16 protein-coding genes are annotated in these 23,206 nt (G+C 59.6%); 13 read left to right on the forward strand and 3 right to left on the reverse strand.

Annotated features, from left to right (window positions below):
- Positions 1 to 28: 28 nt before the first annotated feature.
- The gene (locus tag JZI28_RS04140) at positions 29 to 631 is read right to left on the reverse strand and encodes a class I SAM-dependent methyltransferase (RefSeq protein ID WP_375699322.1); all 603 of its coding nucleotides are present in this window, start codon (positions 629 to 631) and stop codon (positions 29 to 31) included.
- 312 nt (positions 632 to 943) lie between these two features.
- On the opposite strand from JZI28_RS04140, the gene JZI28_RS04145 reads away from it, so the two are divergent.
- The 8 genes from JZI28_RS04145 (at position 944) to lanM (ending at position 13,821) form a co-directional block, all read left to right on the forward strand.
- On the forward strand, positions 944 to 2,290 hold the full coding sequence (locus JZI28_RS04145) for an NHLP bacteriocin system secretion protein (RefSeq protein ID WP_375699323.1): 1,347 nt from the start codon (positions 944 to 946) through the stop codon (positions 2,288 to 2,290).
- Positions 2,291 to 2,293: 3 nt separating this feature from the next.
- Entirely contained in the window at positions 2,294 to 4,438 is a 2,145-nt protein-coding gene (locus JZI28_RS04150; protein ID WP_375699324.1) for an NHLP family bacteriocin export ABC transporter peptidase/permease/ATPase subunit, read from the forward strand.
- Complete coding sequence (locus tag JZI28_RS04155; RefSeq protein WP_375699325.1) at positions 4,435 to 7,254, forward strand: ATP-binding cassette domain-containing protein; 2,820 nt, start codon at positions 4,435 to 4,437, stop codon at positions 7,252 to 7,254. The genes JZI28_RS04150 and JZI28_RS04155 overlap by 4 nt, the downstream gene beginning before the upstream one ends.
- Positions 7,255 to 7,449: 195 nt before the next feature.
- The gene (locus JZI28_RS04160; protein ID WP_295454456.1) at positions 7,450 to 7,734 is read left to right on the forward strand and encodes a hypothetical protein; all 285 of its coding nucleotides are present in this window, start codon (positions 7,450 to 7,452) and stop codon (positions 7,732 to 7,734) included.
- 105 nt (positions 7,735 to 7,839) lie between these two features.
- A complete protein-coding gene (locus tag JZI28_RS04165) occupies positions 7,840 to 8,787 on the forward strand; it encodes a GNAT family N-acetyltransferase (RefSeq protein ID WP_375699326.1) in 948 nt (315 codons plus the stop codon).
- Between the two features lie 2 nt (positions 8,788 to 8,789).
- The gene (locus JZI28_RS04170) at positions 8,790 to 9,752 is read left to right on the forward strand and encodes a UPF0489 family protein (protein WP_375699327.1); all 963 of its coding nucleotides are present in this window, start codon (positions 8,790 to 8,792) and stop codon (positions 9,750 to 9,752) included.
- Positions 9,749 to 10,606, forward strand: coding sequence for a cupin-like domain-containing protein (locus JZI28_RS04175; protein ID WP_375699328.1), 858 nt, complete (start codon positions 9,749 to 9,751; stop codon positions 10,604 to 10,606). Before JZI28_RS04170 ends, JZI28_RS04175 begins: the two co-directional genes overlap by 4 nt.
- Positions 10,603 to 13,821, forward strand: coding sequence for a type 2 lanthipeptide synthetase LanM (gene lanM / locus JZI28_RS04180; RefSeq protein ID WP_375699329.1), 3,219 nt, complete (start codon positions 10,603 to 10,605; stop codon positions 13,819 to 13,821). The genes JZI28_RS04175 and lanM overlap by 4 nt, the downstream gene beginning before the upstream one ends.
- A gap of 140 nt (positions 13,822 to 13,961) precedes the next feature.
- Here the strand turns inward: lanM and JZI28_RS04185 are convergent, their stop codons facing one another.
- Positions 13,962 to 15,521 (reverse strand): long-chain-fatty-acid--CoA ligase, encoded by a 1,560-nt coding sequence (locus JZI28_RS04185; protein WP_375699330.1) that lies wholly within the window; start codon positions 15,519 to 15,521, stop codon positions 13,962 to 13,964.
- Between the two features lie 277 nt (positions 15,522 to 15,798).
- Here JZI28_RS04185 and JZI28_RS04190 point away from each other — a divergent pair, with 277 nt between their 5' ends.
- The 5 genes from JZI28_RS04190 (at position 15,799) to JZI28_RS04210 (ending at position 22,192) form a co-directional block, all read left to right on the forward strand.
- Positions 15,799 to 17,574, forward strand: coding sequence for a carboxyl transferase domain-containing protein (locus JZI28_RS04190; protein ID WP_375699331.1), 1,776 nt, complete (start codon positions 15,799 to 15,801; stop codon positions 17,572 to 17,574).
- Positions 17,575 to 17,900: 326 nt separating this feature from the next.
- Positions 17,901 to 19,721 carry a ferritin-like domain-containing protein gene (locus JZI28_RS04195; protein WP_375699332.1) on the forward strand — a complete coding sequence of 607 codons (1,821 nt, stop codon included), beginning with the start codon at positions 17,901 to 17,903 and terminating at the stop codon, positions 19,719 to 19,721.
- A gap of 97 nt (positions 19,722 to 19,818) precedes the next feature.
- A complete protein-coding gene (locus JZI28_RS04200) occupies positions 19,819 to 20,430 on the forward strand; it encodes a hypothetical protein (protein ID WP_375699333.1) in 612 nt (203 codons plus the stop codon).
- Positions 20,427 to 21,380, forward strand: a complete 954-nt coding sequence (locus tag JZI28_RS04205; protein ID WP_375699334.1) for a DUF692 domain-containing protein — start codon at positions 20,427 to 20,429, stop codon at positions 21,378 to 21,380. The genes JZI28_RS04200 and JZI28_RS04205 overlap by 4 nt, the downstream gene beginning before the upstream one ends.
- The gene (locus tag JZI28_RS04210) at positions 21,377 to 22,192 is read left to right on the forward strand and encodes a putative DNA-binding domain-containing protein (RefSeq protein ID WP_375699335.1); all 816 of its coding nucleotides are present in this window, start codon (positions 21,377 to 21,379) and stop codon (positions 22,190 to 22,192) included. Before JZI28_RS04205 ends, JZI28_RS04210 begins: the two co-directional genes overlap by 4 nt.
- A gap of 17 nt (positions 22,193 to 22,209) precedes the next feature.
- Here the strand turns inward: JZI28_RS04210 and JZI28_RS04215 are convergent, their stop codons facing one another.
- Positions 22,210 to 23,187, reverse strand: a complete 978-nt coding sequence (locus JZI28_RS04215) for a hypothetical protein (RefSeq protein ID WP_375699336.1) — start codon at positions 23,185 to 23,187, stop codon at positions 22,210 to 22,212.
- Between the last annotated feature and the right edge of the window lie 19 nt (positions 23,188 to 23,206).

Below are 23,206 nucleotides of genomic sequence, written 5' to 3' on the forward strand. Positions count from 1 at the left end.
TTGCAACAGTTGGGCGACATGGCCTTGCTTAGCCGACCATAAAAACATCATATCGCGTGGTTTTACCGCGAATTTGGTGGGTGCATTTCTGAACCCCAGCTATCGGATCTGCTTTTGCAGGCCACTTGAGAACCACCCGTTTTTGCGCGTGTTCAATCGCTATGCGAACCAGTTCGGCTGCGTCATCGTCGGTGCCGACCAGTTCTCGAACCTGACGCAAATCCTGTTTCACCAGCGCTGACTTTTTCCGTTCAGGGTGCATCGGGTCTATTAATATTGCGTCGCAGGATAACGCGGGGATCAAATCTTTGGAGTCGCCCTTTAACAGGGTCATGCGGCTGATAATTTCGCGAAACTGACCGCCTTCTTGCTCGGCGCGTTGCATACCCTGCGCCAGTAAGGCATGCATTTTCTCCGATCGCTCTATCAAGGTCACCTGCGCACCCAGAGAGGCCAGGAGAAATGAATCGCGGCCCAGCCCGGCAGTTGCATCAACGATCGTTGGCGTTTTTCCCGCCCGCAGCCCCATAGCTTTTGCCAAGTCTTGACCACGGCCGCCACCGAACCGCAGGCGGTGCGCGACGGACCCGCTGACAAAATCGACCCTTAGTTCAGCCACAGCCTGTTTCACACTCTACTCATTTCCGAACCCGGAAGAGCACCACTCTCCATGGTTTTCAGTTTGTACTGTTTTCTTTATTGACCACAGCCCGCAAATTCAACGGCTGAAACGAAGGGGCTTTCTCCGTAAAGTTCTGATCCAATGCTGTCCGGGGAACTCGGGAATGACGGGCTGCACCGCAGAGCTTGCAACGCCACCTTAGCCAACGGTCCGGCCTGCGGGGACCACTTCAGCCCGTGATTAAACTTATCGCAAGGTAACAAGGCCTACTGTGATCTGAATCCTCAGAAATTTAATAGCTAACCGCTTTGAAGGCCAGACATGTTATCGGACAAGATTAGAAAGTCCGCCCTCAAAAAGGCGCGGTCGCCTGAGCAATTGGACGCGATGTTGACCGTGGTGCCGCCGCTTGGTTGGCTGGCCTCGCTGCTGCTTGTGGCAAGCGTTTTTGCTTTTCTGCTTTGGGCGCTGGTTGCGACAGCCCCGGTCAAGGTTGTTGGCAGCGGCATTCTTTTGACAGAGGGGGAGATCGTCACAGCGCGCACCCAGGGGGCTGGTATCGTGGTCGGGCAATTGGCCAGGGTCGGAGACCGGGTGCAGGCGGGGGATTTACTGACGCGCCTGGAAAATTTCCAGATGCAAGAAGCCATTGCGCAGGGCAAGGCAGCTCTGGTCCGGCGTGAAACCATGCTGGCGCAAACGCGCAAGGCACACCAGAAATTTGTGACATCGCTCCGGGCGGAGCTTGCTGATGCCGATGCCTTTCACCAGGATCAGGCCAGTAATTTGCGTGACCGAATTGCGCGATTGGCCAAACTCAAACAAGAGCGACAGGTGCTTTTTGATAAGGGCTTGATTGTCGAACAGAAACTTCTGGAGACCCTGCAGAACCTGGAAGACGCCCGCCAAAGCCTCAGCGCCGCGCAATACGATTTTTCGTCCACCCGCACGACAGTTTTGGCAGATATCCATAAATCGACAGCCAATGTCACCGCGCAAGAAAACCAAACGGACATAGAGCGGGAAAGGCTGAAAGACCTGCAGGCGGATTATCAGCGCAGTGTCGAGATCCGCGCCCTGGCGGCAGGTATTGTGACGGAAAGCACCAAAAGCATTGGTGATCAGGTCAGCGCCAATGAAATTCTCTTTGAAATCCTGCCGGATGCGGCTCCCGTCGCCAGCGACCAGCCAGAGGCACCGGCTTTGCTGGCCGTGCTCTATGTGGATGCCAGCCAGGCAGCAAGGCTGGAAACCGGGGCAGCGGTTCAGGTGGTGCCTGCATCCGTTGAACTGGAACGTGATGGATTTATTCAGGGTCAGATCATTGAGGCCTCGGTCCTGCCAGCGACGCAGGCGCAATTGCTAAAGCGTGTACAGAATCCAGAATTGGTTGCAGTGCTATTGGCCAATGGGCCGGTTCGCGAAGTGTTGGTGCGCCTTCAACCTGATCCAAGCACGGCCAGCGGGCTTGCCTGGTCCAGCGGCGAAGGGCCGGCCTTCGTGATCCATCCCGGTACTTTGACAGAGGCCAGTTTTGTGGTTGACCGAAAGCGGATCGCCAGCTTTGTGTTCCCCAAACTGGATGAGATCCTGCCCGCCGTGGACAGTATCGCCCCGACCCCGGTGGTTGCCGCGCCGCCGCAGCCCATGTCTCGGCTTGAGGGCTGAGCCATGAAAGGGGTCAAAACACCCACAATCCTGCAAATCGAAGCCGAGGAATGTGGCGCAGCCTCGCTCGCCATGGTTTTGGCCTATCATGGCCGACACATTCCGCTTGAGGATTTGCGGATTGAATGTGGCGTCTCCCGGGATGGGGCCACGGCGGCCAATGTGCTGAAGGGGGCGCGCCGCCATGGCCTGACCGCCAGCGCCAAACGGCTTGAACTGCCGCGCCTGGCCGAAATTCCCCTGCCTGCGATCATCTTTGTGAATATGAACCATTTTGTGGTTCTGGAAGCGGTCTCGGCGCGGCGGTATCGCATCAATGATCCCGCTGCCGGGCGGCGCATTGTCGACCATGACGCCTTTGATGAGATGTTCACGGGCATCACCCTGTTGCTTGAACCGGGGGAGGCGTTTGAACGCCAGGCAGGCCCGCCAGGCAAGCTGTCTTCGCTGATCGGCTATCTGCAATGGGATCGCACGGCCACCCAGCTTATTCTGCTCTGTGGGATGACATTGATTGTGCCCGGGCTGGCTATTCCCGCCTTCAGCAAGGCCTTTGTCGACGACATTTTGATGGGTGGGCAGGACGACTGGCTGTTCTGGTTTGCGGTTATGATGCTGGCGGTGATTGCGCTTCAGTCCGGGCTGATGGCCCTGCGCAGTTTGCTGAGCGCCAAGCTGGAAGCAAAACTGGCCCTGTCGTTGAACGCCAAGCTTGCCTGGCGTTTGCTGCGGTTGCCGCTTCCGTTCTTTCAGCAACGGTTTTCCGGGGCTCTGGCCGGGCGGGGGCAGATGGCCGCACGGATTGCGCAACTGGCTGGCAAAACTCTGCTTTCGACCGTGCTGGAGGGGACCACCCTGATCTTTTTCCTCGCAGTGATGGCGCTTTATAGCCTTCAGATGGCGGCGGTGGTGGGCCTGTTGGTTCTAGGCAGTGGGCTGCTGATCTGGGTGGTGCAGCAGCGTATGGATCAGCTTTCGATCAAGACGATGATCGAGTTTATGAAACTCACCGGCAAGACCATGGTCGGGGTGCAGACCATCGAAAGCATCAAGTCCTCGGGCACCGAAGCCAAATATTTTGAAGGCTGGGCCGGCACCCACGCCAATGTGGTGAACGGACAGGCTGAGCTGACCCTTCGGCAATCGGTGCTGCAGGTCACGCCGGGATTTGTGTCTTTCTTTGGCAAGGCCCTGACACTGGTGATCGGCGGGCTTGAGGTCATGGCCGGGGAGCTGACCGTGGGGTCGCTGGTGGCGTTTCAGGCCCTGCTTGCGGCGATGGACAGGCCCTTTCAGGGGCTGATGAGCAACGTGCAGGAGCTGCAGCAATTGCAGGGACCGTTGAACCAGCTCAGGGATATTACCGACCACCCGGAGGCCAGTGAGTTTTCCCAGCGGCGCAACCCGGCGGAGCCTGCGGGCGCATCGCGGTTAAACGGCGCTATCTCATTGTCGGATGTCAGTTTTGGCTACAGCCGCTTGTCCCCGCCCTTGATCGAAAATCTCGATCTTGCGGTGGCGCCGGGGCAACGTGTTGCCCTTGTCGGCGGCTCCGGCAGCGGAAAATCGACCTTGGCCAAACTGATTACCGGCGCCTATTCCACCTGGTCCGGCCGCATCGACTTTGACGGGACATCAATCGAAGATCTGCCGCGTGCGGTCTTGCGAAACTCCCTTGCCGTTGTTGACCAGAACATCGTGTTGTTTGAAGGCAGCTTTCGCGACAACATCCGCCTGTGGGATGAAACCATTTCCGACGATCAGGTGACTGCAGCGGCCCAGGCGGCTGAAATCCATGATTTCATTGCCGGCACGGAAAACGGCTATGACACGCAGGTGGAAGAAGGCGGGCGCAACATGAGCGGCGGCCAACGCCAGCGGCTTGAGATCGCCCGGGCGCTGGCGCGGGATGGCTCCATCCTGGTTCTGGATGAGGCCACAAGTGCGCTCGATCCCATTGTCGAGGCAAAGGTGATGCAGAATATTGCCCGGCTGGGGATCACCTGTGTGATCGTGGCCCACAGGTTGTCGACCATTCGTGATTGCGATCAGATACTGGTGATGGATCATGGCAGCGTGGTGCAACGGGGCACCCACCAAGGTCTGCGTGATGTGGAGGGTCCCTATCAGAGGATGATCGCCGCATGAGCGCGCAGCCCAACCCCGCTGCACGGCGCTTATTGCAGGCGGATGATCAGGATATGGTGGCCTGCGGCGACGGCGCGCAGATCTCTTTGCAGGGGGCAAACCGGTGTTTTCTGGTCAAAAGCGGGCGCCTGGATGTCTATATTGGCTGCGGAGACCAGTCACAGGCCATAGCGGAGCTGGTTGAGGGCGAGGTTATTCTTGGTCTGGACGGCAGCAGGGAGCGCCTGTTTGGCCGGGCGCGCGGCGATCTGCAGCTGTGCCGGGTAGAGCTGTCTGACTATTGCGCCCCGGATGCGGATGCCGAGCAAAGACTGCTGCACGCGCTGAACCTAGATATCTGGTTGGCGCGTCTCAACGCGATTGCGCCGGGCTACGCCCAGCAGGGCACGCAGCCAGATCACCCTGCGATGACGCAGGGCATTACATGGGTCAAAGACATTGATTGCGCAGAGGCGCTGCCGAGACCGCATTTCCCACAAGATGACAGCCCGGACCCGGATGGCAATTCAGTCACTGTGTTCGTCCGTGATACTGAGGCGCTTTTGGCACTGCCATTGGCCGCTGCCACCATTGCAGCGGCCAATGGGCACCTTGCCCAGACCATTGCTGACGGGATGCAAAGCAGAGCGGAGGCCCAGGTCCAGCGGCGGGTGCTGCAGGTTGCTCAGGATACGGCGCGTCTGGATCGTGCTTTTGGGCGGCTGACCGCGTCCTTGTCGGCCAAATCTCCCACAGTTCGGCAGGGACACAGCCCTGCCCAGATGGCGGCTGGCTTTGCCCAGATCGCGCATTTGGCCCAGCGGGCAGGGCATGACCTGACTGCGTTTGAGCCTGGCAAAGATCTGGCCGGGCGGGACTATATCTGCGCCCTGTGCGATGCCAACAATATCCGCTACCGCACAATCACGCTGACGGGCCACTGGTGGCGCAAGGATTCCGGTGACTTTGTTGTCTTTGATGAGGCTGGCCAGGTTTTCACCCTCATGCGCGAAAACAGATCCTATGTGGTGATGGATGCCAATGGGGATAAACGGCAGTTTCGTCCCGAGATGGCAGCCCAATGGGAGGGGCAGGGGTTGTTCCTCTATTGGCCGCTGCCAGATCAGCCGGTCAATGGCTGGGGCTTGATCGGGCGGGTGTTTCGCATCTGCGCCTCGGATCTTTGGACTGTCTTTGGGGTGAGCCTGGCCATGAGCCTGCTGGCGCTTGTTTTGCCAATTGGTGCGGGCATTCTGGTTGGGCAGATCATCCCGCAGCAAAGTCAGGCTCTGTTGGTGCAGCTTGGCGTGATCCTTGCGCTGGTGGCGATGGTGCAATTTGCCATCGGCATTATCTCCCAGATTGCAGCTGCCAGGATTGAAACCCGTGCGACGCTTTGCATCCAGGGATCGGTCATGGACCGGATTCTGCGCCTGCCCACCGGGTTCTTTCGCAGGTACGCATCGGGTGAGCTGACCCAGCGCGCCCTGGCGATCAGCCGATTGGAGCGTCTGGTGACCAATGGTATGATCACCGGTGTCCTGTCGGGCCTGTTTTCGTTTCTGAGCTTTGGCCTGATGTTTCATTTTGCCCCCGGACTTGTCCTGCCCGCGCTCGGAGCGGCGGCGGTTTTTATCGCCATTGCCGCCTTGCTGGGCCGGGCCGAGACAGCCGCCGCCCGCAGTCAGATCCTGACCAGTGGCCCGGTTATTGCGCGCATGATGGATATAGCGCAGGGCATTGAAAAACTGCGTTTTGCTGCTGCCGAGGCGCCGGCGTTTGAGCGCTGGACACAGGCTTTTCAGCTGCAACAATCAGCGGCCTACCGGGAAAAACGCATGGCGGCGCTAATGGAAACCTTTAGCGGATCGTTCCTGGCAACGGCCACATTGACGGTTTTTGTGGTGATTGGACAACGCGGGAGTGACAGTGCGCTCTCTACCGCCAGTCTGGTCAGTTTTCTGACATGCTTTGCCAGCTTTATGACGGGCTTAGGCCAGTTGACCCGCACGGCGACGCAGCTTGCCAGCTTTAAACCGATCTATGATTTTGCAGCCCCCATTCTGCAGGAGGTCCCGGAAAACAGTCAGGGCGGCACCGACCCCGGCGCGCTGCAGGGGGCGTTTTCGCTCACCAATGTGCGCTTTGCCTACAAAGACCAGGGGCCAATGATCCTGGATGGGCTGAGCCTGACAATCAAGGCGGGTGATTATGTGGCGCTGGTTGGGGATTCAGGCTGCGGAAAATCGACCCTGCTGCGGTTGCTCATGGGGTTTGAGACGCCAAAGTCAGGATCTGTCAGCCTGGACCAAATCGATTTGCGAGTGATCGACAAACGCCTGATGCGCCGCCAGTTTGGGGTGGTCATGCAGGATGCCAAACTGCTGCCGGGCTCGATCTATGACAATATTGTCGGCACCAATTTTGGCATGCCGATGGAGCAGGTGAGCAGGGCCATTCGTCAGGTTGGACTGGCAGACGACATTCAGCAGATGCCCATGGGGCTGCAAACCGGGGTTGTTGAATCCTCGGGTGGTCTGTCTGGTGGCCAGGTGCAGCGCATCATGCTGGCGCGGGCCATCGCAGCCAATCCCATGGTTCTGTTGTTGGATGAAGCGACAAGTGCTTTGGACAACCGGACACAGGCCATTGTGACAGAAACGCTGGACGGGATGACGGCGACGCGCATTGTTGTGGCGCATCGGCTGTCCACGGTGGTGAAAGCCGACAAGATCATCGTGCTGGATCATGGCAAGGTGGTCGAGGTTGGCGACTATGACAGCCTGATGGCGCAGGATGGCAAATTTGCTGCCCTGGCACAGCGCCAGCTTGTCTGATTTTGGCGGCCTGCAGGAACTAACACTGCGGCAGTCCTTAAAAAGCGGGCATTGCAATGCCGCCTTTGAAACTAATTAACCCTTTTCATTTTATCGTCTCCCCACAATACAACAGCGCCTTTTGCTCCAGTGGGCATATTTGTCATGCCGCCTTAGGGCAGGGGTCTTTTTTAAACTTCACGTAAGGAACGTATTATGTCGACTTGGACCGAAGAAGACCAACACACTGCCATTTCCGCTTTGTTGGAGCGCTGCGCAAGCGATGCGAACTTTTATCAAAGCGCCCTTGCAGATCCTGCTGCGGCAATCAAAACCGTGTCCGGCAAGGCGCTGCCTGAAGGCTTTAATCTGCGTCTGGTGGCAAATGAGGGGGCTGATCTGACCCTGGTCCTGCCCGACCCGGTGAGCGAAGATCTGTCCGATGCGGATCTGGAAGCTGTCGCTGGTGGTGGTCGCAGCTGTACCGTTACCATTATGTAATCCGCGACTGATCAAGCGCTCCGGCTGGCCGCGTCAGCGCCCGGCCGGATCACGCGCCGCGCCTCTTGCTGAGGCCCGGCCCAGATTTTTCCTGAGGGTCGTTCTGTGACAGTCCCGTTTTCCACGCCTGCAGTGTCGCCCTGTCCGCCCTATTGTATTCAACCCTTGGATCCGTGGCTGGCCCAATCGGCGGCTTCGGTGGTTTTTCCGCATTTTAGAAATCACCTGAACGGGACAGATCCAGCACGCATCCGATTGGTGGCTGTGGCGCAAGGTGACAGTGCAACGCGGCGGGTTCTGGGCGCCATTCTGGTTGAGATCGATCAGCCCAACGCCACGGTTTTGTCGCTGGCTGTAGCCCCCGAGTTTCGCCGCAGGGGCATCGCCAGGGCGCTTCTGGAACGGGCTCTGAAACAAGCCGAAATACAGGGGGCCAAACGGGCTTGCCTGTCGTTTGTGTCCCGGATGCCCCAGGTTACAGCATTAAAAGCCTTGCTGCGCAGTACAGGCTGGTCGGAACCGGCACCCCGAATACTGTTTGCAGAAACGGCGCCGCAGCAGGTGTTGCAACAGGCCTGGGCGCAGCGGGTGCTGAGCCGGGGACCGCGCAATGCTACCGCCTTTGACTGGAGCGACCTGACGCCAGCGGACCGCGCCTTTGTCGAGGCCGAAATAGCAGCTGGGCGCTACCCGCAGGATGTCTCCCCGTTCTGGGATGAGGGCAATATCGCCCCGGTCAGTCTGGGCCTGCGCGCCGCAGATGGGCGCGTGGTGGGCTGGCTGGCCTGCCATTTTGTACCTCAGCGGCCAGGCAGCATCCGGTTTAGCCGCAGTTTCTGCCATGCCGAGACCGCCTTTCGGGGCAATGGCGCCTGGATCATGGCAGCGGCCCTGGGGCGTCACGTCAACAGCAGCCTGCACCAAAGTCATCCGACGGTTCTTTTTGATGTGGATGAGCGCAACACGGCCATGATGACTGTCTATAGGCGTCGGATCGCGCCCTATATCGACAGCTTCTATCAAAGCTATCTTGTGGCAAAGGATCTATGTTGAACATGGCGGACCATACGACACCTTTACAGCAGACAGACAGGCCCCCCCCCATCCCGGTGATCGGGTTTGAAGAGCACAACGAGGCCCTGATTGCGCTGGCCTGGGCGCGCGAGAATTCCCTGCTGGGCAACGCACCTGCGCGCCTTTTGCATGTGGATCAACATCAGGATCTGGTGGTGCCACAGCTCAGCCGGACGATTGGCGGCACGCCGCTGACGGTTGCGGCTATCAAAGACCTGGTGGAGACCGAAATCACCATCGCCAGCTTTATCTGGGCCGGGGTTTATCTGGGGCTGCTGGATGAGATGTTCTGGCTTGCGCCCAAGGCTGCCATTGCCGGGGGGCGACCTCATTCAGCCCTGCCCACTAAATACCTGTGGATCGCCACCATGGATGAGCAACGGCGCGAGATGATCACCCTGGCGCAGCGCCCTGAGGCCAGTGAGGTGGGCAATGACGACCGCAAGTCGATGACGTTGCATTTTGTTGATACCGAGGTCCAGATGCCCGACCGGCCGGGCCCGGAGGCCGCTCCCTGGGTGTTGGGCATTGATCTGGATTACTTCTCTTGCAACAGCATGCCGGACAACGGCTTTCGCATCAGCGTCACCCGGGACACCTACGAACAGGTCTCCACCAACCGCCACCACCCGCTGCGCCTGTCGCCCTCGCACCGGGTTGAGGCCCGTCACGATGAACAGGGCTACTGGCTGGAATATGACATGCTGCCGCCCCGGAGCTCTGATCCGCTGGTGCGCAACACCGCAGAGATTGAGGCCGAGATCGACAGGCTGGGGGCGATGTTGTCACGCCAGACGCAGGCCCCGGCCTTGATCCTGATCGCCCGTTCACAGATCAGCGGATTTACCCCCCGCGACCAATGCGAATTCATCGAGGCCCGGGTAAAGGACATGCTGGCCTCGGTTTATCCCTGCACACTTCTGGAAGGATCTGACCTATGGTGAGTGCCGCTTTACCCAGCCCGCAGGCGCCAGAGGCAGGCGGGCAGGGAGCAACGATCGCGCGTCGCACGCGGATTTTGGCCTCTGAATTAAACCGCGCCTTCCTCAGCCAGGGCAGCACCCAGCCTGTACTGCTGACGGGGTTGACCGATGGCTGGCCCGCGATGGATCGCTGGAGCTTTGACTATTTTGCAACAACCTATGGCGATGAGCGGGTCATAGTGACTGATTACCTGGGCTCAAAGAACCTCCACAAGGTCGGCTTTGGCCGCTATCTGGACTACGTGCGCGACCCTTCGGTTGATCTTTTACCAGGGCAGCAGGCCGAAACCCCCTGGTATTCCCCCTATTGGTCGCCTTTTGTGGATCATCCGGAGTTATCCGCCGATTTTGATGTCTCGGAGACGGTAGAGAATTGGATGCCGGAGGCCAGCGGGATTGACGCCGCTGATGGCTCCAGCGAGGCGCTGATGGCGCAGTGGGCGCTGCGCGGGTTTTCCTGGCTGTTCATCGGCCCGGCGGGGACCTATACGCCCCGGCATCTGGACACGCTGAACACCCATGCCTGGAACGCGCAGATTTGCGGGCGCAAACGGTTTGATCTCTGGACGCCGGGCCATTCGGCGCAGGGGGATGCACCGGATTTTCAGGTGGTGCTTGAACCGGGCGAGACACTCATTATTCCCATGGGGTGGGCTCATGCCGTAGTGGCTCTTGAGGCCTCGATCAGCCTCACCGGGAACTTTTTCAACGCCACCAACAGCGCTGCATTTTTCCGTACCATTTATACTCAGCCAGATGTCTGGCAGGCAAAGGCGCGTCTTGTTCCGGCGCTAAAGGCGCAGCTGACCCCATGACCGCAGCCCAGCCTGCAGCGGTTTGCGACAGGGCTGTGGATCTGGTGCAGCAGGTGGCAATAATCGCCGCCCGCGCCCAGACCCTGGAAGAGCGGTTGGCAAACCCCGTAGCGCTGGACCAGCCCTGGCCACAGCACCAGCAGGCCGAAATGGTCCAGAACTGGCGGCAGATCTGTGGTCAGGGCGATCCGGCAGACTTCGACAAACGTCTCGCGTGGTCAGGGCTTGCCCGGGCGCGGCTGGAGACCTATCTGGGCGATCCTCCAGCCATGCCGCGCAGTCAGTGGCCGGAGTGGGCGGAGCGGTTGTTTGATGTGTTGGCTAATCCCCGCCCTGATGCAGGGGCCAGCCCAGCCCCTGCCACCCATTCGGCCCATCCTTTTGCCGAGGTTCTGGCAGGTTTTTCCGACTACGCGACGCAGCATTTAAAAACCGTCTATGAGGATATCTCCAAGGCGCTGGGCTGCGACAGCCCTGCGGTGCTGCAGGACGCCTTGCTCAGCCGTCTATGCGATGTGTCCGTGCAGGCCTTGACGGCGGAATTTCAAATCTTTCGCCACCCGCGGTTGGCTGGGACCATGGTGCTGCCGGGCGCGCATCACGCCTATGACGCCTTTGTCGCCTCCCTTCAGGACGGGGCGGGTTTGCTGAGGCTTTTTCAGAAATACCCCGTGCTTGCGCGGCTTCTGGCTACGGTTCTGCAACATGGGATCGCATTTACCCGCACATTGCGTGACCGTCTGGTGGCCGACCTGCCACTGCTGAAGCAGGCGTTTGGATTTGTCGGGCCCGCCCGGTTGGAATTGGCGGGCTCTGATCCGCATCTGGGTGGCCAGGTCTGTGTGAAACTGGTGCCGCAGGCCGGACCGGCGGTGTTCTATAAACCAAAATCGCTGCAGCCAGAGCTGGTGTTTGAAGCCTTCCAGGTACATTTGGCCGGGCTGCTTGGCCTTCCCACGCCCGCCACTGGGGAAAATCTGGATCGTGGTCTATATGGCTGGAGCAGGGAAACCGTATCTGCGGCCTGCGGTGATGCGGCAGAGGTTGCGTCCTTCTTTCGCGCCAGCGGGCATCTGTTGTTTGGCCAGTACCTGTTGGGCGGCGCAGACATTCACCGTGATAACCTGATTGCGGCGGGGCCAGTGCCGGTCATCATTGATCAGGAATGTCTGATGACCAATTGGCCAGCGCCCAGCGTTGATCAGACCCCGGCAGGTGTTGCCGCTGTGCGTGCCATGGTATTTGAGACCGTCTTGCGGAGCTCGATGCTGCCGGAGTGGAATGACGCCTTTGAGGGCCAGCGGGTCGACATCAGTGCTTTGGGGGGGGCAGGGGGTCCCGAAAAACAAACGCCAGACCTGGTGGTTTTGCACCCGAATTCGGACCTGATGCGGCTGGTGCGCAAGATCACACCGGTTGAGCGGCGCATGGAAAATCTGGTGCGCCATAATGGCAGGATTGTGCAGTCTGCAGACTATGTTGATGATATCTTGCAGGGGTTTTCAGATGCCTACCACGCGCTGCGCAGCGCGCCGGAGCTGCCTGATGCGCTGGTTCAAAAGCTACAGTCCCTGCGCGCCCGGGTGGTGTTGCGGCAGAGCCGTGCCTATAGCGAACGGCTGACCCGCCTGTGCGCGCCGGCCAATCTGCGCAATGGCATTGCCGCGCAGCTGTCTATGGAGAGCCTGTTTCAATCGCTTTTGCAGGACCCGGCGACGGCGGATAGCCTGGTTCCCGTTGTCAAAAGCGAGCTTGCCCAACTGATGAATATGGACGTGCCGGTGCTGCACGCCGGCGCCAATGGCCGCGCCATCCAACTGCCATGTAAAACTGAGGTTCGGGATGTGTTTCCAGCCTCTGCCATGGAGAACCTAAAGGCGCGGATTGACCGGCTGGGTGACAAAGACCTGGCGCTGCAAAGGCAACAGATCCTCACAAGTTTTGCCTGTCAGCAACGGACGGGGCCGGAGTGTTCTGCCTGGGCGCAACATAGGCCGCAACAGAGCGTCGAAACCAACAGGCCGGTTGCTGCTGATCCACCTTTGGGCGTGGTGCTGGGCCGCCTGGGTGATGATCTTTTGGCGCAGGCCATTCGCGGCACGCAGGGGGCGCTTGCCTGGCATGCGCCGGTGTTTAAGGAAAGCATCGGCGCCTGGCGTCTGTCCCCCCTGCGCGAGCGGGTGTTTGATGGCGCGCTTGGCATTGCCTTGTTCCTGGCGGCGCTGACCCGACAGAGCGGCAACAAAGATTATTTGCAGGCGGGGCTCAGCGGGATTTCAAACCTGCTTGAGAGCGCAGACCGGGCGGCGACGGTGCGTATGCTGATGGCACCGGGGCTGGGGTGCGGCACCGGGGTGGGGTCGGCGATCTATGGTCTGGTGCAGCTTGCGCGGATCAGCGGTCAAGATCATCTGGCCGATGTGGCACGGGATATCTTCTATAGGGTTGAGGCCCACCGCAGCAGCGGTACACACAGCACCACCAAAGCGGACTACGGTCTCTCTGCCGGCCTGTCGGGATATGTGAACGCATGTTTGGCGCTGGACCAGCATTACCCCGGCGATGCCCGGGTGCAGCGCACGCTTGAAGATTGTGCGGCGCGGATTGTCACGGCGGCGGTTCCTGATCAGGCGGGCGGGGTCTATTGGCCGTCGCCTTATGGCCGCGGGGGGCATGGTTTTGCCCATGGCAGCGCAGGGGTCGCGACCGCTCTCATGCGCGCAGCACGCCACCTGCAGGATACGCAGCTTTGGGACTATGGCCGCCGCGGTCTCAGTTTTGCTTTACGTCAGGATCAGGCCCTGCAGGAGGATTTAAGCTGGAAAACCGGCCGCATAGGGCTTTGCATTGCCGTGCAAGAAGCGCTGAGCGTCCCTGGTGCAGAGGATTTGGATTTGCGCAGCTGGCTTGAACGGCAGATGGTGGCGCTCGGCAGTCACTCTGGGCTCGCGCTGGATGATCTGTGTTTTGGAGAGGCGGCCCGGGTTTCTATCCTGCAGCGCAGCGCCGACGTCTGCGGACGCCCGGAGTGGGCTGCGGATGCCGGTCGGGCCAGTCGCCGGTTATGGGGCCGGGCGGCCAGCGGCGATTTGGAGTTTGGCTGGCCCCAGGGGGGAGCATTGCCTGGCTTTTTCCAAGGCACCGCCGGAATTGGCTACCAACTGTTGCGTTGCGAGGTTGATCAAGGGTTGCCCGATATATTTGCCTATTCCTAGGGGCGCTGAGTGCCTTGAAATTATGTTGATTTCCCAGTGCTCCACCGCATCCCTGCCGTTTCGCGAAGGGTGCGCGTAGATCCCGGCCTTGGTTTTCGCTGTGAAACAGGGGGGAGGCCGGGACCCGTGCCAAGGCGCGGTTACGAGATCTGACGTTGCTTTCCTTGCCAGTAGGGTTTGCGCAACTCGGTTTTCAGCACTTTGTTTGCACCAGACAGGGGGAAGGGCTCTGTACGGTATTCGATGCTACGCGGGCATTTGTATCCGGCGATCAGCTGGTGACAGTGGGCCTGCAACTCTTCGGTGGTGACGGTTGCGTCAGGGTGCAGGATGACAAGAGCATGCACGCTTTCACCCCATTGATCGCTGGGAATGCCGATGACCGCACTGGTGGCGACGGCGGGGTGCTGGCCCAGAGCATTCTCGACTTCGGCAGAATAGACGTTTTCGCCGCCTGAGACGATCATATCCTTCACCCGGTCCACCAAGAAGACAAAGCCGTCTTCGTCCATATAGCCAGCATCCCCGGTCATGACCCAGCCATCAATGATGGTTTCTGCGGTCACCTCTGGCTTATTCCAATAGCCGAGCATGGTGGTCGGCCCCTTGACCGCAATCTGACCAACATCGCCGCGCGCGACCTCTTGGTTGTGGTCATCCACAATGCGGATCTCGCACACCCGCGTGGCGCGACCCGCAGAGCGCAGCTTGCCTGCTTTGGGGCCGTCCAACACATGGTATTCGGCGGGCAAAATGGTCGCGACCGGGCTCAGCTCGGTTTGGCCAAAGGCCTGCAAAAACGAGACATTGGGGAATTTCACAAAGGCGTCTTTCAGGACCGCCTCGGTGATGGGAGAGGCACCATAGGCGATCTGGCGCAAAGAGGAGATATCCGTCTGCGCCAGCTTGTCGCTTTGCAGAACCATCTGCAACATCACCGGCACCAGCAGGGTCTGGTCTGGGCGGTGTTGTTCAATCGCTTTCAGAGTGCCCTCAGGGGTGAACATGGGGATGATGACATGGGTCCCCGCCATCAGGGTGATGGCACTGAACCACAGCAGATCGGCAATGTGGAACATCGGGGCAGCATGCAGATAGACTGTCCTGTCGTGCATGTTGATGTCATGGGCATTTGAGACGGCCCCGACATAAAAATTTGTGTGGGACAGCATCACACCTTTGGGGAAACCGGTTGTGCCCCCGGTGTAAAAAACGCCTGCTAGATCATCACCGCTGCGCTCCAGATCAGCGGCAGGCGCAGCGGCGGCGAGCAGGTCTTCGTAGTTTTCCATACCCTCTGGCGTTGCGCCGTCTCCGGCGTAGATCAGCGTCTTTAGCCCGGTGACCTGCGGCTTTACCTCGGCAGCGAGATCCCTGAACGCGTCATCGCAGATCAGAATTTCGGCCCCGGCGTCGTTCAGCGCATAGGCGCATTCGGCGGCGCTCCAGCGAATGTTCATCGGCATCATGGCGCCGCCGCCCCAGACCACGGCGAAATAATATTCGATGAACCGATCCGAGTTCAGCGAGACCAAAGCCACCCGGTCGCCAGGTTTCATCCCCAGCTCCTGCAGGGCGCCGGCCAGGCGGGCAACACGGTCCAGCATTTGGCTCCAGCTTTGCTGACGGTCCTGGAATATGGTTGCAATCCCATTGGGATTGATCTGGGCGGCGCGTTTGATCATGGAGGTGATCTGCATGGTGCGACCTCTCAGTTTGCTGTGACGTGGAAGGGCGGACCCTAGGATTTCCGCCAAAGGTGATCATCGCCGCCGCGCAAGTCAACGCTTTTAGCTGATTGGATAATCCTGATTATGATGTGACGGGACGTCCTTTGCACAGGGCGCCGGAACTGGCGCATGCTGGGGCCAAACCCAGCGCAACAGAAATGCGGGGGCAAAGCCAAAAAGGCCAGAAATCCCAGAGGTAAAACCCAGTTGGCCACAACCAAAGAGGCCAAAATCTAAGAGGACTGACGTGAAAACCATCAAAGCTGAAAACCCGGCCATCGTTTCTGAAATTCGCGTGGGGCTCGGGGATGAGATTGCCGCAGGCACTGTTTTGCTTGTGACCGAGCTGATGAAAATGCAGCACGAAATCCGCGCCGATGAAAGCGGCGTGGTGACGGCCCTGCATGTGTCACCAGGGGATGAACTGCGCGGCGGCGAACCGTTGGTGAGCCTGGAGCCGGGCGAGGTTTCTTTGCAGGTGAAGCAGCAAGAGCAAGGGCTGCGGCTGGAGTTTTCCGAGTTTGAGGCACGCATGGCGGGGCTTGCGGATAGCAGCAGACCACAGGCGGTTGCCAAGCGTCAGCAAAATGGCGGCCGTACAGCGCGCGAAAATATCGAGGATCTGTTCGATCCAGGGTCCTTCACTGAATACGGAGCCCTGGCCGTGGCTGCACAGCGTACAAAACGCCCCCTGGCGGATTTGCAATCGCGCACCCAGGGGGATGGGATCATTTGCGGCACAGGCACGGTGAACGGGCGCGCTGTTGCGGCAATGGCGGTTGATTACATGGTGCTTGCTGGTACCCAGGGCTACAATCACCACCGCAAGATGGACCGCTTGATTGAACGCGCTGGGCGGGACGATCTGCCTATCGTGCTCTTTGCAGAAGGTGGCGGCGGGCGCCCCAATGACTACGATGTGGCACCGCTGGTGGTGGCCGGGTTGAACGTGCCCTCCTTTCGCAACTTTGCCGCCCATCGGGGCCCCAAGATCGGCATCGCCGCCGGGATGTGCTTTGCCGGGAATGCAGCCATGTTTGGCCTGTGTAATGTCCGAATTGCCACCGACAACAGTTGGATCGGCATGGGTGGCCCGGCGATGATCGAAGGCGGCGGTTTGGGCAGTGTAAAGCCACAGGAGATTGGTCCCTCTGAAACGCAAAAGGCCAATGGTGTCATCGACCTGTTGCGCCAGGACGAGGCCGGGGCGGTCGCCGCCGCAAAGGCGCTATTGGGGTTGTCGGCTGCAAAAGCCTGCCCGCAAGAAACCGCGCCGGTCATCCCCCTGCGCAGCGTTGTGCCCGCCGATCGCAGCCGCGCCTATGACATGCGTCAGGCCATTGAGGCGCTGGCCGATGCGGACAGTTTCCTGGAACTGCGCCGGGATTTTGGTCAGGGCATGATCACCGGGTTTGTGCGTATCAAGGGGCAAGCCTATGGGATTTTGGCAAATAATCCGCTGCATCTGGGCGGCGCCATTGATGCGCCCGCAGGGGACAAGGGCGCGCGGTTCTTGCAACTTTGCGACGCTTGGGGGCTGCCGGTTGTGACGCTCTGCGACACTCCGGGATTTATGGTGGGGCCAGCGATCGAAGAGACCGGGCAGGTGGCGCATATCTCGCGCCTGTTCCTTGCTGGCGCACATTTTGGCCAACCCCTGGTGACCGTCATTCTGCGCAAGGCCTACGGCCTGGGGGCGATGGCGATGGCGGGCGGCGGCTTTGACCGGCCGCATTATTGTTGCGCCTGGCCCACGGGCGAGGTGGGCGCCATGGGGTTGGAGGGCGCGGTAAAGCTGGGCCACCGCGACCACCTGGCCGCAATTTCGGATCCGGTGGCGCGCGAGGCAGAATACCAGCGCCTGGTTGCGGAGCTGTACCAAAACGGCTCAGCCCTGAACGCTGCGAGCCTGCTGGAATTCGACGCGGTGATTGATCCTGCCCTGACGCGTGAGGAAATCGGGCGGGTTATCGCGGCGTCAGGTCCCACCATCCCCAGTGATCGCTATGTCGATGCCTGGTAAGGCACGATGAGACCACGCGCGACTTCGCGCAAAAGCTGAAACAGCTGGGCGGCATTGGGCTCTTTGCTTTCTGGCCAGCGCCGCCCTCTGATCAGCCGACTTCCCCAAACCCCAGATCGCCGCTGCTGAGGGCAGACATGTCCCGGCCAAAATGGGCGGCGCAGGGGCCAGAGCTTTTGCAATGGGGGAAACAGGCCATCCCTCAAAACGTGTGCGAAAATATTTGACTAACTCTACCTCAGGTGGAACTGTGCACCCATTGCACAGCGTCGTGCGCGGCGCAGCTGTCAGAGCCAACTCATTGTTTGATAAATTGGGGCACCCAAATGGATGTAGATGCGAGTTTGAAACACGTGCAGGACATGCACGAAGCGTTTGATTTGTCGCAGGCAGAGGTCATGATGGTTGCCATCATCAATGCAGGGGTGCTGGGGGATAAGGACACGCTAAAGGCGCGGTTGATCGCGGACCTGCAGGCCGCCATCCAGGTCGAACTGGCAACTATTCCGCTGTATTTGTACACCTATTACTCGATCAATCGGACCAAGCTACAGGGCAAAGACCTGGAGGCCGCGCAGATTTTTGCCAATGAGGCGGGCGGCGTCATCATGTCGGTTGCTGTCGAAGAGATGCTGCACATGTCTTTGTCTAGCAATATTTATTTTGCTTTGACAGGCCAGCCGCCGCAGCTTTACCAAGCGGCACCGCAAAGCTATCCTGCGCTCTTGCCGCATCATAATCCGGTGGTGCCAGAAGGCCCAGACCCACAGTCCAAGGGCGGGATCCCGCTGCGGCCTTTCTGCTCGGCCCAGCTGTGGCACTTCCTGCAGATCGAATATCCCCATAACCCGTTCTTTAGTGAAATCCCGGCCGAGGCTTTGCCGGATCTGGTGCGGGAGCTGTCCCAGATGCCCGGCAAGGAGGCCCTGGCGTTTTTGAATGAACACGGCTGGCCGATGGATCAGAACTGGAATTCGATTGGCCAGTTCTATTCCTTTATTCGCTGCATTGTGGCCTCTGCCTATTTTGACGATGGGGATTTTCAGGCCGGAGATCCCAAGCAGCAAATCCAGCCCTATAATTACGCGCCGAACAATATCGACACCATCTATCCCAAACAGGCCTTTGATCCTTCCAGACCGGCGCCGACTGCTCCGGGGGGCGGCTCGGGCTGTCCAGCGGGGCTGCCCGGTGCCGCAGAGGTCACTGTCTATGCCGATGCGGCGGATAGTTCTGATGCGCCGGTGCGCCCGGTTGAGGACCACAAGGGGCATACGGTTTCTGGCGCTTTTGAGCTGATGACGATTTCCAGTCGCCAGGATGTCATGCTGGCGCTGGAAACAATTTGTGAGCAGGGCGAGGGATATTCCGCCAAACCCGGCGGTAGCGAGGCAAACTGGGATGACCCAGCCTCGCAGGCAGAGCAGAGCCATTTTAACAAGTTTCTTGAGTTGCAGATGCAGTTTGAGGATTTCTCGCACAGCCTGGAAAGCCTGCCGCCCTGGATGGAAGAACAGATCGACCTGCAGTGGCTGTCGGAAGCGGTGCAGGGCAAGGCGAATAAATGGAGCGCGGAGGGGCTCAAAGCCAAAGAACTGCTGTTTGACTACCCGGCCAATCCGACGCGCGCGGACTATGCCCATGATCCGATCGCAACGGCGCTGAATGATTTTTGTAGTGGCTTGTTCCAGTACATGCTGATCCTGTCCGAAACCATCTACAAGATCGAACCGAACTATGTCGCGCCGGACCAGCCGGGGGCTGACAAGGTTTCAAAGGATGGCACCGTTCCCCATCAAAAGTACTTTTTCAACATCGCGTTGCATCGCTCGATGATCTGGATTCTGGATAAATTCATCGCCCTGATGCGTGGCTATGAGGTGACCTTGACGGATGGTCGGACCGTCGCATTGGCGCCCAGTTTTGATAACCTTGGCTTTGGCCCAGCGGGGCAGGGGTTGGGCGTACGCCAGGAGGCCTTTGCCAATCTGGCGCAGCTTGGCGCCGAGGCGCTGCTTGCGACGGCGGGCAATAGTGCACTTAACGGGTCTGTGGCGCCGCTGGTGGCCCTGACAATCAACAAAACATCCACTGATGGCGAGGGTATGCACCTGCCTGATGTCAGCGCCTATTGGCCACAGACCTAGGTCGCAATCTGCACCTGTAGTTCAGGTCTGTTCCGGCCTGAAAAGCTGCAAATGAACTGGCCGTTACGCCACTTAAAGATGCCGAAAGGACAAACCCATGTCTGAGACCAAGCACAGCAACGCCAAGACATCGCAGACCGATCTGCCAGCTGTGGTGCCCCCGCCCTTTAACTGGAAAGACACTCCCTATGGCAAAGCGGGGGCGCCGCTGGAATTGCCGGAAGGTGCAGAACTGCACGCCTGTCTGGGGCTGAATTCCTGCAAAGGGCAGGATCGTTACGGCATTCATGGGCCCAATGGCAATAATCCAAACAGCTGTGCCGGGCAGGGGTTTTGCGCCACCACCGAAATCCATTCCTGCCATACCAATAACAACTGCGCCAATCAGGGCGGCTGTGGGCTGTATGGTTGGGGGCCCGATATGGACCAGCCGGGCCAGAACGACTGCCGCTCGATGGGGTCTTGTGCGGCCCCGATCAATGCCGAACGCTTTATCACCGAAGGTGACCACAAGGGGATGAGCGTCTGGAACCGGGCCCGCCAGGTGTTTGAGGAAGCCTATGCGCAAAAGCAATCGGGTGAAAAGCTCGGGGCGGCACCAGCGCCGTTTAGCGACACCGGCCCGACGGAATCCTGGATCACGGAAAACTGCAACAGCTTTGCCGCCTGTGGCGCCAGCGGGCTGTCGGGGGGAGGCAGCTGTTCGTGACACAACCGCCGACAGAGATCGCAAAACTGCCCAGGCTTGGCCTGGGGCTGGGGCTGCGCAACACTCATTTTGACCATATCCTGACCACTTGGCCGGAGGTGGACTGGTTCGAGGCCATCTCGGAGAACTTTATGGATTCCGGTGGGCGTCCGCGTCAGGTGATCCGCAAAGTGGCCGAGCGTTATCCGGTGGTGCTGCATGGGGTGTCGCTGTCAATTGGCAGCAGTGATCCTTTGAACATGGACTACCTCCAGCGGCTGAAACATCTGGCCCAAGAGGTGCAGCCGCAGTGGATCAGTGATCATCTGTGCTGGACCGGCGTCATGGGATTGAACTCGCATGATTTGCTGCCGGTTCCGCTGACCGAGGCAACGCTGGACCATATCGCCGCCCGTGTGCACCGGGTGCAAGAGGTGCTGGGGCGTCCATTGATCCTGGAAAACCCCTCTACCTATCTGAATTTCCGCGAAAATACTCTGTCCGAGCCTGAATTCCTGCGTGCCCTCTGTGACCGCACCGACTGCGGATTGCTTTTGGACGTCAACAACGTCTTTGTGAGCTGCTTCAACGCCGAAAGCGACCCGGTGGACTACTTTGACAGCTTCCCCTGGGCCCGTGTGGTGCAGATGCATCTGGCGGGGCATACGGATTGTGGCAGCCATTTGATTGATACCCATGACCAACCAGTGCGCCCGGAGGTCTGGGCGCTGTTTGCCTTGGCCTGGCAGCGCAGCAATGGGGCCTCTACCTTGTTGGAGTGGGACGGCAATATTCCCGCCTTTGAGGTCTGCCATGGAGAGTTGCTCAAGGCCAAAGCCTATATGAATGGCGGTTTTGCGTCTCTGACCGGCGCGCCTGCTCCGCTGGCTGAAACCCGGGCGGTATCCAACCCAGTCAGTTTCCTGGTGCCGGATGTTATGCCCGGAGCAGTAGAGCTGGAAGAGGGGTGAGCGCCCCGCCTGAGCTGCTTGACCTGCAAAAGTGGATGCAGGGGGCGTTGCTACAGCCGCAACATACGCCGCCCCAGGAAATTGAGGACCGGGTGCAGTCCACATCCAGGCTGTCTGCTGCGGCGGCTCTGGAGATCTATCAAAACAGTTACAACCTGCGGATCGCGGCCTGTATGCGCGATCAGTTTCCGGCGCTGTGCTATGCCTTAGGGGAGGGGTTGTTCAATGATTTTGTTGCGGAATACATTCGCCAGGACCCGCCCGAAAGCTATACTCTGTATGATCTAGGTCGCCGGTTTGCAGGGTTTTTGCAGGTCAATCGCCCCGATCTTGGTGCCCCCGTGCCCGAACTTTGGGTGGATTTCATTATCGACCTCACCCGGTTTGAGCGGCAGGTTTTTTCCACCTTTGACTGCGCCGGAGCAGAGGATCTGCACCTGGCAGAGCTGGCGACGCCAGACGCCGCGCTTGTGGTGCAACCCAGCCTGTCGGTCGCGTCCTATGGGTTTCCTGTCGGGACATATTATCACGCGGTCCGCCAGGGGCGCGCGCCGCAGCCGCCGCAGCGGGAGCAGGTTTATCTGGCGGTTCTGCGCAAGGACTATGTTACCCATACCATCCCGGTGAGCTTTGCCCATTTTGTGTTCTTGCACGCGATGTGCCAGGGCGGAACGGTGCAGACAGCCCTGGCGACAGTGGCGCACCAGCTTGGGCAGCCCCCGGACAGGGTTGAACAGGCGTGGAAAGACGCCGCCGAGATACGCGATGGCTGGATCACAGCGGGGTTTTTCCTGGATCGCAGATGGGCCTAGGGGCTGCTCCCTCCCAGTTAGTCAGCCGGGATCAGGCTCAGATATTCCACGGTATAGCCGTTCACATAGTCCAAACTGACCGCGCCATTGCCCCGGCGTCCAACCCCTGGATAGCCCGCCAGCGGGTCGTCCGGGTATTTTCCAAAATCGCCATTCCAGCTGTTGCGGAAAATGAACCAGCCGCCCCCTAGCTCTTCTGGTCCGGGCTGAAACCCGGTCACACAGACGCAATGGCCTGAAACCCGCACCTCACGGTCCACCAGGTCCGGGCGGGCCACCGGGTCAAATACAATGCCAGAGTTCAATGCGCCGTTGTAGGTCCAGTTGTTCTTGTGGGAGTTCTTCAGCTTGAACACCGGCAGGCCCAGCGCCACCGGCCGCCCTTGGCTCAGCTCTTGCAGGATACTGTCAGCCGTGGTTTCAGCAACAGGGCCGTTTTCAAAATCCTCATATTTTACCGTGCAAAACCGTCGGGTTGCGGCATCTGCCTCGGCGGCCTCAGGGGGGGCGTGTTTAGAAAACAGCCCGTTCTGCAGGTCGCTGGTCTGGTAGGGGGCCAGGGCCTCGGTACATATTCCACGGGCGGCGAGCACCTTATGCGCCTGCTTCAATTTGGTGGCGCCCCTGGCATAGTCCGGCAGAACCGCGGCTTCCTCGGCGGTAATGGCCGCACGCATGTGCCAATAAAGATATTCCGGCGAATGCAGGACCGGTTGTTCCCTCCGCCGGGCCTGCAGGATATCGACGCAGGCTGCGACGGCAAAGGCGGTGCAGGTCCCGCGCGGGCGCTGATCCCGGGGATCCCAGTGGGGTGACATACCTGCTTCGAGATCAATCACCTGCGCCCGCAGGGCGCTTTCAGCGCTGCTTGCTCCAAGGTGGGCACAACGATGGACCCATTCGGCATATCCAGGCGCGCGAAACAGTTGGTCCAGAGACTCAGGGGGGGTGAACCCAGCAAAAAAGCGTCCCAAGGGCGTTGGAAAATCAGGCATGGCAGCCTCCATGAGCGGG

Origin of the sequence: Pseudophaeobacter sp. TrK17 (assembly GCF_042192375.1) — a bacterium.
In the GTDB taxonomy this organism is placed as follows: Bacteria; Pseudomonadota; Alphaproteobacteria; order Rhodobacterales; family Rhodobacteraceae; genus Pseudophaeobacter.